This window comes from Candidatus Seribacter sulfatis, from assembly GCF_964187635.1.
GTDB lineage: Bacteria > Verrucomicrobiota > Verrucomicrobiia > Opitutales > Seribacteraceae > Seribacter > Seribacter sulfatis.
The window spans coordinates 1-11,711 of sequence record NZ_CAXLMO010000063.1; the positions used below are offsets into that span (position 1 = coordinate 1).

An 11,711-nucleotide genomic window follows, 5' to 3' on the forward strand; every position below is an offset into this window, starting at 1 on the left:
GCTGCTTTGGGAATGAGGGACGAAGATAAACTTCAGGACCCAGAATACCGCGATCCAGTGAGTAATTCGTTGTTTGTGGATATTGGTGCTGGGACGACTGATTTTTGTATTGTCCAAGGATATTTTCCAAAGCCCGAGGATTTATTAAGTATTCCATTTGCTGGAAATGAAGTCGATGTGCTTTTGGATAAAGCAATTCGTGAAGAATATCCAGAAGTCGAAGTGCCTTTATCCATGATTCGTAAGTTTAAGGAATCTTACTCGTATGCTGGAGAAAGTGAATCCGGGGCACGGGTCAAAATTCCAGTGGGTGGGAAACCAAGGAAGATTGAAATTGGTAAGCAGGTGGGAGAGTCCTGTAATCAATTACTCCAGGAGGTCTTTGAATCGATCAAGAAAGTCATTGCCATGGCATCTCCTCAGTCCGTTTTTTCCTTGCTGCAAAATATAATACTGACAGGGGGGGGGAGTCGCATTCGTAATATCGACCAGGAACTCCAGCGCTTACTTGCAGATGATGGATATGAAGACCCTGAGGTAACGATTTCTTCAAGAGAGGTGAAGCCATTTGTTGCGATTGGTGCATTAAAAGTGGCTAAGGCCGCTCGCGATGATCAATGGGTCCGACTGTAAGGTCTAAATAATCCCGTGCAAGGTTCTGGAAACTCGTTCCAGGGTATATTCAAGATTTTGGGTAAGCTCATTCATTTCATTCTCCTCTTTTTTGCCAAAAAGAATGGCCCAGCCCTCTGATTGTAAATAACTATCTTTTACCGGGGGACAATTTTCAATACCCGGCACTCCAAGTTGGCAAGTCAGTAGATCAGCAATTTGTATTGCAGATGCCAAATCGCTGTGGTCTTTCGATTCTTTCGGGTTATTGTGCCAGTGTACTGCTTCCACCACTTCGTCTGATATGTGGTGGTTCCAAAGGTAATAAGCTCCAATTTTAGCATGATCCCAGCCAATGATCTTTTTTTCAATCTCAATGACATGATCAGTATTTTGAAATGATTGAGAACATAGTTTTTGAAATAAATCAGGAAAGGTAATGGCAAGGATCAGTTTGCCCAGGTTATGAAGTAAGCCTGCTACATAATCGGATTCGTCTTCGTATTTCTTCTCGGCCAGTGACAATATTTCACGGGTCATAATTGCCGTGCCAATACTATGCTTCCAAAAGTTGATCCAAGGGAAGGATGATGCATTCTTACCGAGTTCGGCAATCTCCTCAATAACTGGGGTAGCAGCAAGAAGTTCTTTTATTCTGTTTAATCCCAAAAAAATCGATGCTTCTTCCACCCCGGATATTCTTTGTCCTTCTTTACTGCCAAAGAATATCGAGTTCACCAAATCTAAAACTCGTGTTGTAAGGGAAGGGTCTAACCGAATCACCTCCGCAATTTGACTCACAAAACTATCTTCAGAATCAAGTAACTCGCTTAATGTCTCATTGATACTTTTAAGAGAAGCTAATTTTGGGCACTGATTAATCCTTTCAATCAGTAAAAAATCAGAAAGTGGTTTGGAAGTAATTTCTGCACTTTGACGATTTTTTTTTGAATCGTCATTCTTCATTTTAAATCAGGAATTAAACGCAACCGCATTGGGACGCATTGCGGTTAAGTTGAATTTATTTTCAAAGCAGAGGTCGAGTAATTCGTTCGCTTTTGAACAGTGGGGAGAATCTGCTTCCAAGACTAAGCTCTGCCCATTGGAGGAGAGAAATTGAACTGATCCGTCCGCCCTTTTTTCAAGATAAACTTTATTATTTTGGTTCTGTTGAAAGAAACTGGCGGTTTTGGGGTCATTGAGTAGATCCGCTTTTAAGATTCCTTCTAATTTTTGAAGCCTAAGACTTGGATCACTTGTAACAACGGATGCATTTTGACTACCTTCAAGTTTTTCACTGAACTTGGAGCCATCCGCGTGTTCTGAAGGAGCCAAGCTAGTTGCCGCCTTACTTAATAATTCTTTACCAATTGAAAATACACCGCTTGCTGTAATAGGATCCATACGGTGGATTAAGCATTTCTAATGCCGAAATGGATCTATTAGAGATTTTTTAAACATTTTCTATTAATTAGCTCTTCCGCGATCTGTACGGCATTTAATGCCGCCCCTTTCCATAACTGGTCTCCCACGGTCCATAAGGCCAATCCGTTGGAAAATCCATGATCGAGCCTTAATCGACCCACTCCACAAAGTTCTTTTTCAGAATAATTTATTGGCATGGGGTATCTCAACGCATTTGGAAGGTCCCACAGTTCAATTCCATTAAAATTTTCGAGAGCGGTCCGGGCATCGGGAACATTTACGGGGGAATCGAATTCAGCATTAATTGATATCGAATGTGCTCTGTACACGGGAACGCGCACGCAAGTACAGGAAACTTGGAGAGAGGGCAGACCAAGAATTTTCTTGGTTTCATTCCTCATCTTAAGTTCCTCCTTGGTATATCCATCTTCTCGAAAGTCATCGATGTGTGGTATTAGGTTGAATGCAATTGGATGTTGGAACACAGGATCACTTTTTGCTTCTGTAGTTTGTCCCGTAATTTTACTTTTAACTTGATCCTCTAGTTCGGTGACTCCTTCCGCACCTGCTCCTGAGACCGCTTGGTAAGTGGATGCAAAAAATCTCTTTAATCCAAATCTCTTATGGAGGGGGAAAAGGGCCATGAGAGCGACCGCGGTTGAACAATTTGGATTTGCGATAATCCCCTTGTGGGATTCCAGTGCATCTCCATTAATCTCAGGAATTACCAAGGGGACATCTTTTTCCATTCGAAATGCCGAACTGTTGTCGATGACAACACAATCATTTCTACGGGCTATTTCTGCAAATTCCTGAGTGTTACTGGAACCAGCACTGAAGATTGCAATATCCAAATTTTTAAAAGATTCGGGAGTGGTCTCCTGGACGACTTCTAGATTCCCGCAAGCCTGAATTTCCCGACCTGCTGAACGAGAGGAAGCAAGTAACCTTGCTTCAGCAACTGGAAATTCCCTTTTTTCAAGTAAGTTGATAATTTCTTGGCCAACTGCACCAGTTGCGCCTACAATGCCGATTCTATATTTTTTCAATGGTTTTTAATGATTTATATTCTGTGTATAAAGAGAGGTTAAGTTTTCTTGGATGTCAAGCGAGTGAACATTTGCTTTTGGCAGATATTGATCAACAGCAATTAGAGCATCTTTTTCAGGGAAGAAGCTTAAAAGTTTATAAAATGTCTAGTTCTAAGCAACCCCCTTCTTGTGTGGAAAATTCTCTCGGCACCCCTTGGGGGTTGCATGAAGTGTGTCAAAAAATTGGCGAAGGGCAACCTTCGGGTATGGTTTTTGAGGGGAGAGTTCCAATCGGAGCGATCGCAAGTGAGTGTAGCGATGAGAAGCAAAAGAAGAATTTAATTACCAGCCGTATTTTACGACTTGCTGGTTTAGAGAAAGGAGTCAATCAGGGCGGAGTAGTAGACACATTCGACCGATATGTTTACATTCATGGAACCAATCATGAACAAAATCTAGGAACTCCATCCAGTTCCGGTTGTCTACAACTGTCTAATGCTTGTGTAATCGAATTATTTAATCTGATCCCCGAAAATACGCACTTGTATATTAATGAGAAAACTTCAATTCGGTTATAGATTGACCAAACAATAGTAATTTTTCGAGAGGTTACTCGGCAGAGGCAAGTTTTTCCTTTTGTGTATGTTCTTTAATTTGAACGAGCGATAATTCAGTTGTCTCATCTTCATTTGTCTCAATGCAAATGGTATTTGAGTGCAACGATTTAATAGTGGTGTGAATGGATTCCTGCTCAGAACCAGGCCAATCAGTATCAAAAATTAAAAATTTGTAGTTGATTTGCCTAAGCTGTATCAGTGCTTCATCTACACTTTTCGTATTCACCGTGTGGAACCCCTGATTTTGGAGATTATCGGTTATTTTTTCTGATTGTTCCCGATTTTTCAAACAAACTAATACGGGGACACTTTTAAAGTCTTTAATTAGGGCGATTACCTTTTCTATTCGAATTGGTTTTTGCAAGAAGGCCAAACATCCCATCTCCAATGCTTCATCCTTTAATTCCGGGAGCGAATAAGCAGTAAAGAAAATAAATTGAGGGAGAATTTCTTTTTCTTGTTTTAATTTACGTAAAACTTCAATGCCGTTTAATTTTGGCATTTGCACATCAATTAAAACAAAATCGTAGGAGTTTACCATGCACTTGGCTAGTCCGACTTCTCCATCTTTTGCATGATCAGTTTGAAAGCCTTCTTCATTTAACACATCGACCATTGTCGTCCTTACGGCTGGATGATCATCTATAATCAGTATTTTGACAGTTTTATTTTTCATAATTTTTAATGGGTAATCAAACTTTACTCTATGGGGAGTTCAATTTCAATAGTGGTTCCTAATCCTGGTTCACTTTTTGCGATAATTGTGCCGCTATGTCTAGAAATTAAGTCCCTGCATAAAGATAAGCCAAGTCCAATCCCTTCTGCCTTATCTGTATAAAGAGGATCAAAAACTGTTTCCAGTTGGTGTTTTTTGATGCCGATTCCTTCATCCTTGATAGAAATTTTTACTGATTCCGAGGGATCCTGGCTAACCTTCATTTCTATTTTTCCACCCTTAGGCATCGCCTGAATTGAGTTCAGGAATATGTTGATTAAGATCTGCCTGAATAGTAATTTATCTAATTTTACCCAAAAAGGCTTGGCCATAAATGTAATAATTAATTCATGTTCCTTAGCCACATTTGCGTAGTTCATTGCTTCTATAGCTAACGCTTCTAAATTAACAGGAACTCTTTTGAGATTCTCTCCTTTTGTTATTTCCAAGAGCCTTTCAATGACCTCGTCTGATCTAGAAATCTCGTGGTCAATAATCTTTAAATGATCCATTAGCTTATCATTTTTCTTCAGTTTTAAGCGTAGCAGGTAGGTGGAGTTTCTAATCGCGGCAAGTGGGTTCCTTAACTCATGAGCGATGTTGGAAGAAACTTGGCCCACATTAGCAAGTTTTTCACTTTGATTAAGTTGATCTCTCGTTTGGATCAACTCTTGAGTGGCCAATTCTTTTTCGGACATTTCCTTTATAATTCTTTTGTTTGATAAGGTTAATTCCTCGGTCCTTTGCTCCACCCGTTGTTCCATCTCCTCGTTTGCAGTACGCAGTTGTGAGTTAGAAATTTGTAGGGAATCTAACATTTCATTAAATACATCCGTCAAACTACCAAATTCATCAAGGCTGGTCTTAGTTGCACGAATTGAGTAGTTCTTTTCTTTTGATATTTTTTCTGCCACCGAACTTAATTCCTTAAGAGGCTTAGTTAATGAACTTTGGTACCACAGGGTGATCAGAATTATGATAATGAAAATAGATAAAGCGGTCAGAATTCCCACTTGTAAGTATTCCGCTTTTTTGGTGTTTAAATCTTGTAGTGAACGCGTAACTGAGATTATTCCCAGTTTTTCATCCACTGCGGTAATTGCCTTAGAAATAAAAATAACTTCATCGTTATCATAGTTTTCGATGAAAGAGTTTTGCGGAATGGGACTGTTTAACTTTTCTCTTGGGTAGTGTGCAAAAAGAGTAAATTTGGGCTCATCTGCATCTCTTTTTTTCCAGATAATTGAACTTTTTATGAGTGGATTTGTTGAAAAACTCTTGAGTAGTTCGTAGGCTGATTCATTATCATCGAATGCGAGAGCAGGGTAGAGAAGTCTCGAAAAGTTATCTACCTGGTTTACTATGTTCGAACGAATCAGTTTTTTTGTACTGTTAATATCTTGATTATAAAGGGCCAACCCGCCAATAACGGGTAGTAACACAGTCACAACAAAGCTAGAGAGAAAAAATTTGGTTCGAAAACTAAATCCTATCGAAAGAAAGTGTGAAGGAACTTCAGTTAGATCCTTCTTCTTAGAGTGCATGTTATCTATTATCATAACACATATATTAGTGTTACGTTTCTCAATCGCAGATTCACTCCAAGAATAATTAGTAAATCAAAGCACTAGTTAAAATACTAGAAATATCCAAAAAATAAAATACTTCGCCTACTTGATTCCTTTAATTACTTTAATTGCTGAAGCCAATATATTTTCGGGTGCACAATTCTTGGTATCAGATAATTCCCGATTCAACAGATCTCTGAAATCATTTTCATTCATGATCTTCTTTGACGCTGTATCTTGGTGAGGTTCGGATAAATTAGACTCGGACCTGGATTGAATTATATTTTCAACAACTATTTCTTTAGTTTCAATTTGGTTCAATTTTGAAAGAGATTCTTGGATGGCAACTATCAGTTTATCAATGTCAGAATTATCTAATGTGATCACTTCCAAGCCCTTCATTTTTCTTGATTCTAAAAGTTTGGTGAAGTTTTCACGACTCGCGGATGCAAAACTGTCCACCAAGACAACTATATCAGCAGAAATCGCGAGGCCTGATCTTAGTGCAAGATTAAAATTATCAAAACACTTGAAGGTAAAGTTTGGTGCCTTGAATACTTGTAAGCACTTGTTCATGACCTCGTCGGTACTTGCAAAGAAAACAATTTCTCTTGTAAACAAATGTGTATTTGCCGAGAATTTTTTTTCTATTTGTTTCCAATTGACATTACCAACAACCGATCGGCTGTGGGTAACCTGATTAAGGGTATCTGAATTTTTCATAGTAGGGTGAATTAATACAAATGATTAGATGTCTTTTAGTCAATCATGTTAATTGATTGATTAATTGCAGTGAGTTTTTTCGGTTTGCTGTTCAACTAAGGCCAAAATTCAATCAGTCCAGTGATGGGATAATTCTTTTTTCCAGGAGGGTGAAGAGATCTGTATCCACTGATACAGGGCACTCCTTCACCAATTCAGATTCACTATGTGTTCCCGTGGAAAGAAGAAAGCAACGCATATTGGCATTTTTTGCAGTTTGAAAGTCATAGGGAGAGTCACCAATGTAAACGGTATCTTGACTGCTGTGCCCAATTTTACTAAGTGCAAGCTGAGTTAATTCAATCTCAGGTTTTTTCCATTGAGTATCATTGGCGCCAAGTGCAAATTCAAGAGGTGGCAACAATTGTAAGAATTCACAGGCAGCTCTTGCGTGTGGACCATGTTTATTTGTCAATACAGCGGTTTTAATATTATTTTTTTTACAAAACTTTAATATTTCAGGTGCACCGGGGAGAACAAATAAATCGTTGAGCATTTCTTTTTCAAAAATGGGACGAAGGCGATGAACGGCTTCCTTGGCATATTCTTTTCCAATTAACTTTGCCATTGTTGTCTCTGAAGCACCACCAATCGCTTTTTTAACAGTTTCAAAACTGGGAACAGGAAATCCCATTTCATTAATAACTTGGCTAAATGATTTGTAAATGGCTTGGAATTGGTCGATCAATGTACCATCAAGATCAAATAAGATTGCTCGAATTGTCATAGTTTATTCTGATGTAGAAGTAAGATGTTTAAATTAAAGAATGAGTTCTGAAGCAAATAGAAGCAATCATCCCATGCAAGGAGAATCAAAAACCTCCTACATTCAATTTCGCAGGGAACAGGATTTTGTTGATTGCATATTGATGGGGAATTGGTCGATCGAAAACAATTCCGGTTTCCAGGTTCGGAACGAATGGGAGTCGTTTTTTAAGAGTAATCCAACCGTTGAAGTTTTTAAATTCCAGCTCGATTCTAATATTGATTGGGATTCAACATTAGTTTCATTTCTTCATAAATGTAGGAATGATCTGGCGGAGGTTAATAAGTCCATAGATTTTCAGGCGTTACCCTCTGGTCTCATCCAATTGTTAGAATTAAGTAAGCCGACGTTACTGGAAAAGAAACAAAATGAATTTTCTCTTTCTCTCGAGCTTATTGACGATACCATTAATTACTTTCGAGATGCCACTTTATCGATTTTCTCATTTTTTGGGGAATGGATTTCATCAGTTGTACTGCTGATCACGGGCCGATCCCAAACTCGTTTTCAAGACTTTGCTGTTTCTTGTCGTGCCTGTGGTGCCTCTGCCTTACCCATTGTTACCTTAATCAGTTTTTTAACAGGGTTAACTATGGCATTTGTGGGCAGTGTCCAGTTGGAGAAATTTAATGCAAAAATTTATGTGGCCGACCTAGTATGTCTTGCAATGGTTCGAGAAATGGGAGCGTTAATGGTGGCTATTATTATGGCAGGTCGTACAGGGGCTTCTTTTGCTGCCGAAATTGGGAGTATGAAGTTGAATGAGGAAATCGATTCTTTGCGAACATTTGGAATTTCCCCCATGGAATTTTTAATTATACCCCGCACCCTAGCTTTACTTTTGATGATCCCTCTTTTAACAATTTATGCCGATGTGGTGGGCATTCTTGGTGGATTAGTGGTGGGTACAGTCGTGATGGATTTTTCCGTGATTCACTATTTCGAGCAGACTCAGGTCGCACTGCAAAGTATGTGGGAGGTTTATTCTGGATTGTTGAAAAGCGTTGTTTTTGGATTAATTATTGGATTGGTGGGTTGTTACAAAGGAATGCACAGCGGAAATGATTCCTCTTCTCTTGGACGTGCAGTTACCGCATCAGTTGTAGTGGCAGTGACTATCATAGTGGTGGTAGATGCTTTGTTTGAGGTAACTTTTAGTTATTTGGATTTGCGATGAAAGAGGACTCATTCAAAAAGCCTTCCATTTTGGAAGTAGAGAATTTAAATTTGGCATATGGCGAATACCAGGTCCTTGAAAAAGTTTCTTTTTCAGCGAAGAGAGGTAAATGTACGGTCTTAATGGGGGGGAGTGGTTGTGGTAAAAGTACGCTACTGAAGTCTATGGTTGGATTGTTGGCTCCTAAAGGTGGTAGAATTCTCGTCGATACGATTGACCTTTGGGCAGTGGATCAAGAGGAGAAAACATCGATCTTGAAGAAATATGGAGTTCTTTTTCAGGGTGGGGCACTATGGGGGTCAATGAATCTGGTGGAAAATGTCTCCTTGCCATTAGAGACTTACACTGAACTGAATGAGGCTGAGATTAATGATCTGGCCCGTTATAAGTTAAACCTTGTTGGCCTCTCGGGATATGGCGATTTTTATCCTGCCCAATTAAGTGGAGGAATGAAAAAAAGAGCGGGACTAGCCCGTGCAATGGCTCTTGATCCTGATATTTTATTCTTGGATGAACCTTCAGCGGGACTGGATCCGATTAATTCACATCGTTTGGATAATTTGATTAATGAATTAAAAGTTAGCTTGGGAATCACATTTATTGTGGTCACTCATGAACTGCCCAGTATTTTCGACATTGCAGACGATTCCATTTTTCTCGATGGACAGACAAAAACTTTACTAGCTCAGGGGTTGCCGAGTGACCTGAGAGAGAACTCTGAGCATGAGCGGGTCCGCTCATTTCTACGCAGGGGTACTCCAATTAGTAAAAACTAAGATTGCAGTAAACTTTAAAACACCTTTATTATTAGTTATTGAAAACAAAAGGAAATAACGTACTGGTGGGGATATTTTGCTTTGGTGCAATAGTCTTAATTATTGGTTTCATTGTATTTACTGGTGGTTTTTCCTCATTTCGAGGTGCAAATGAAAGATTCGTGATGGTTTTTCATGAAAATGTTTATGGTTTGCATGAAGGAGGAAAGGTGACCCTAAACGGAGTAAGGATAGGACGAGTTGAGCGTTTTTTCCTGGGGGACGCCACAGAAGATGGTCCGGTTCCCGTTCTTGTGGAAATTAATCGGAAATTGGTTCGTCGTCACATGGTGGAAGGAGGAAACGACCTTTTTGATGATGAGGGCTTTTTTAAGCCAGCCGTTCTATCACGACTCCAAGCAAAGTTGATTCAAGAGAGTTTTGTTACCGGAATCTTATACATCAATCTTACCAATTCGACTGAAGTGAATGTTAAAAAAGAATTGTATGGATTCCCAGAAATTCCTACCAATGCATCGATCTTTGCCGAATTAAGTGAAAGCATTAATCTTGAAAAACTGAGTAAGCAAATCAGTGAGCTTATGGTTACTGCGACCCAGAAATTAAATGACATTGATCTCAATAAACTCAGCCTTGACTTTTCTAAAACAAACAACGAAATCCAACTATTTTTAACCCAAATTTCCAAAGCTTATTCTCCGCTTGGACCTAAACTTTCTGATACGGTGGATGAGGGCAAAATTGCGATTGGAAAAATTACTCAACTATCTGAAAGCTTGAAAACTATACTCGATCCTTCCTCTGAACTGAGGTTCGGATTTACTAGTACCATGCGCGATATCTCAGCCATGTCCAAATCATTAAAATCTTTGGCAGATCTACTTGAAAGAAACCCGCAAGCTTTTCTTCGGGGAAAAGGGGAAACATCAGAATGAAATCATTAATTCCTATCACTTTAATTCCTATTTATATTTTGTGTGCTCTGAGTTCCTGTATTGTACCTGAATCGACCCATGTTAAGCCAACCTTTCACCTTCTTAGCAAAACCACTTTTGACCAAAATCAAACAACTACATCTTCCGTTTACACGAAAGAGGGTAATAATAGCCAACACGGTCACCCATTTTTTCTTCGTCAAATCGAATTACCTTACTACCTACAAGAAAACAGAATTGTAAACAGACCCAGGCAAGGAGAGATCGAGTTTCGGGAAAATGATCGTTGGGGCGAACCACTGATTGAAGGTATTGGTAGGGTAGTGGGGTTAAATCTTTCACAGATTTTAAATAGTCCGTTTTATTCTGTTTACCCACATCGAAAGAAAATTGGTGCGAATTGGGAAATTAGCATCACAATTATTCGTTTTGAAAATGTTTCTAATCACGAGGTTTTATTGGAAGCATCTTGGGAGATTTTCAATATGAACTTTAAGAACGGAACCTACCCTTTCCGGAGTGGTAAAGTGAACAACTTAGGCTCGGTCCAAGCATCAAGAGGGGCAGATTCTATTATTAAAGATGAAGTGGTTGCTCTCAGTGATTCGCTTGGGGTGCTATCCCAATTAATCTGTCGTTCAATCGTTTCGTCAAACCTTTGATAAGTTCTTGGTTGTGCGACCCGATGCTCAATGGAAGTTGTTTTATTTGTATTATTAGGATTGCTTGTTCTCGTTGTTGCTTTTCGGGTTAATCGAAGTTCGACTGTCGATGACTCAAATGCGATAGAGAAAGAAATCGATAAAGATTTTGAAGAAGGTTTTGAGCATGAATCTGTTGGTGAATTATCAACGCACGGAATGAGTGATTTAGTGGATTGGTACGAAGATGATTTAAGAGAACGAAAATTGGAACAATCTAAAGAAATCGAAAGTTTTAACGAAATTAAATAATTTTGCTCACTTCTGTATTCCATTAGCATTTCAACTTGGAATTAATTCAGAAAACTGATTGTTGTGTTGGTGAAGTTATTCTTGGTTTATTTTTTGACTATTTTTCTGTGGAAATAACATTATTTTTATTACTTTCAAAAAGTTTTTCATGGTTTAAACATTAGGTTCGGAGTATTGCTCCAAGTGCCTGGCGAACTCTCATTGATATCAAAATAGTCTTCTTCTAATGTTCTCTCATCCGTTTCCTATCCGGTTCAGTGGTTCCAGGTGAGCAAAAAATAAAATACCGAAAACGACTGGGTTATTTTAGACAATGAATTAATTTTTTGAGATTTATAAGTTTTTTTTGCTCGAAGTCCTTTAGTCAGGTTCTT

General features: G+C 38.8%; 14 protein-coding genes. 7 read left to right on the forward strand and 7 right to left on the reverse strand.

What is annotated here, in order from left to right; translation table 11 throughout:
* Positions 1-633 (forward strand): rod shape-determining protein (locus tag ACKPQ5_RS06820; protein ID WP_407678351.1); only part of this gene is annotated, 633 nt, incomplete at its 5' end.
* Positions 634-636: 3 nt separating this feature from the next.
* Here the strand turns inward: ACKPQ5_RS06820 and ACKPQ5_RS06825 are convergent.
* Genes ACKPQ5_RS06825 through ACKPQ5_RS06835 form a run of 3 tightly spaced genes read right to left on the reverse strand, consistent with a single transcriptional unit; the run spans position 637 to position 3,086 of the window.
* Positions 637-1,578, reverse strand: coding sequence for an HDOD domain-containing protein (locus ACKPQ5_RS06825; protein WP_407678352.1), 942 nt, complete (start codon positions 1,576-1,578; stop codon positions 637-639).
* 6 nt (positions 1,579-1,584) lie between these two features.
* Positions 1,585-2,016, reverse strand: a complete 432-nt coding sequence (locus ACKPQ5_RS06830) for a hypothetical protein (protein ID WP_407678353.1) — start codon at positions 2,014-2,016, stop codon at positions 1,585-1,587.
* A gap of 38 nt (positions 2,017-2,054) precedes the next feature.
* Positions 2,055-3,086 carry an aspartate-semialdehyde dehydrogenase gene (locus ACKPQ5_RS06835; RefSeq protein ID WP_407678354.1) on the reverse strand — a complete coding sequence of 344 codons (1,032 nt, stop codon included), beginning with the start codon at positions 3,084-3,086 and terminating at the stop codon, positions 2,055-2,057.
* 23 nt (positions 3,087-3,109) lie between these two features.
* On the opposite strand from ACKPQ5_RS06835, the gene ACKPQ5_RS06840 reads away from it, so the two are divergent.
* The gene (locus ACKPQ5_RS06840) at positions 3,110-3,646 is read left to right on the forward strand and encodes a L,D-transpeptidase (RefSeq protein WP_407678364.1); all 537 of its coding nucleotides are present in this window, start codon (positions 3,110-3,112) and stop codon (positions 3,644-3,646) included.
* Positions 3,647-3,677: 31 nt separating this feature from the next.
* On the opposite strand, the gene ACKPQ5_RS06845 is transcribed toward ACKPQ5_RS06840, so the two are convergent.
* From ACKPQ5_RS06845 to ACKPQ5_RS06860, 4 genes are all read right to left on the reverse strand, one after another.
* Positions 3,678-4,361 (reverse strand): response regulator, encoded by a 684-nt coding sequence (locus ACKPQ5_RS06845; RefSeq protein WP_407678355.1) that lies wholly within the window; start codon positions 4,359-4,361, stop codon positions 3,678-3,680.
* 23 nt (positions 4,362-4,384) lie between these two features.
* On the reverse strand, positions 4,385-5,848 hold the full coding sequence (locus tag ACKPQ5_RS06850) for an ATP-binding protein (RefSeq protein ID WP_407678356.1): 1,464 nt from the start codon (positions 5,846-5,848) through the stop codon (positions 4,385-4,387).
* Positions 5,849-6,070: 222 nt separating this feature from the next.
* The gene (locus ACKPQ5_RS06855) at positions 6,071-6,691 is read right to left on the reverse strand and encodes a hypothetical protein (RefSeq protein WP_407678357.1); all 621 of its coding nucleotides are present in this window, start codon (positions 6,689-6,691) and stop codon (positions 6,071-6,073) included.
* A gap of 112 nt (positions 6,692-6,803) precedes the next feature.
* Entirely contained in the window at positions 6,804-7,457 is a 654-nt protein-coding gene (locus tag ACKPQ5_RS06860; RefSeq protein ID WP_407678358.1) for an HAD family hydrolase, read from the reverse strand.
* A 40-nt stretch (positions 7,458-7,497) separates the two neighbouring features.
* Between ACKPQ5_RS06860 and ACKPQ5_RS06865 the strand changes: the two genes are divergently transcribed.
* The 5 genes from ACKPQ5_RS06865 to ACKPQ5_RS06885 are packed head-to-tail and all read left to right on the forward strand — an operon-like array spanning position 7,498 to position 11,337.
* Positions 7,498-8,673, forward strand: a complete 1,176-nt coding sequence (locus ACKPQ5_RS06865; RefSeq protein WP_407678359.1) for an MlaE family ABC transporter permease — start codon at positions 7,498-7,500, stop codon at positions 8,671-8,673.
* Positions 8,670-9,449, forward strand: coding sequence for an ABC transporter ATP-binding protein (locus ACKPQ5_RS06870; protein WP_407678360.1), 780 nt, complete (start codon positions 8,670-8,672; stop codon positions 9,447-9,449). Before ACKPQ5_RS06865 ends, ACKPQ5_RS06870 begins: the two co-directional genes overlap by 4 nt.
* Positions 9,450-9,487: 38 nt before the next feature.
* Positions 9,488-10,384 carry an MlaD family protein gene (locus ACKPQ5_RS06875; protein ID WP_407678361.1) on the forward strand — a complete coding sequence of 299 codons (897 nt, stop codon included), beginning with the start codon at positions 9,488-9,490 and terminating at the stop codon, positions 10,382-10,384.
* Positions 10,381-11,046 carry a PqiC family protein gene (locus tag ACKPQ5_RS06880; protein WP_407678362.1) on the forward strand — a complete coding sequence of 222 codons (666 nt, stop codon included), beginning with the start codon at positions 10,381-10,383 and terminating at the stop codon, positions 11,044-11,046. Before ACKPQ5_RS06875 ends, ACKPQ5_RS06880 begins: the two co-directional genes overlap by 4 nt.
* Before the next feature lie 30 nt (positions 11,047-11,076).
* Complete coding sequence (locus ACKPQ5_RS06885; RefSeq protein WP_407678363.1) at positions 11,077-11,337, forward strand: hypothetical protein; 261 nt, start codon at positions 11,077-11,079, stop codon at positions 11,335-11,337.
* Positions 11,338-11,711: the final 374 nt, after the last annotated feature.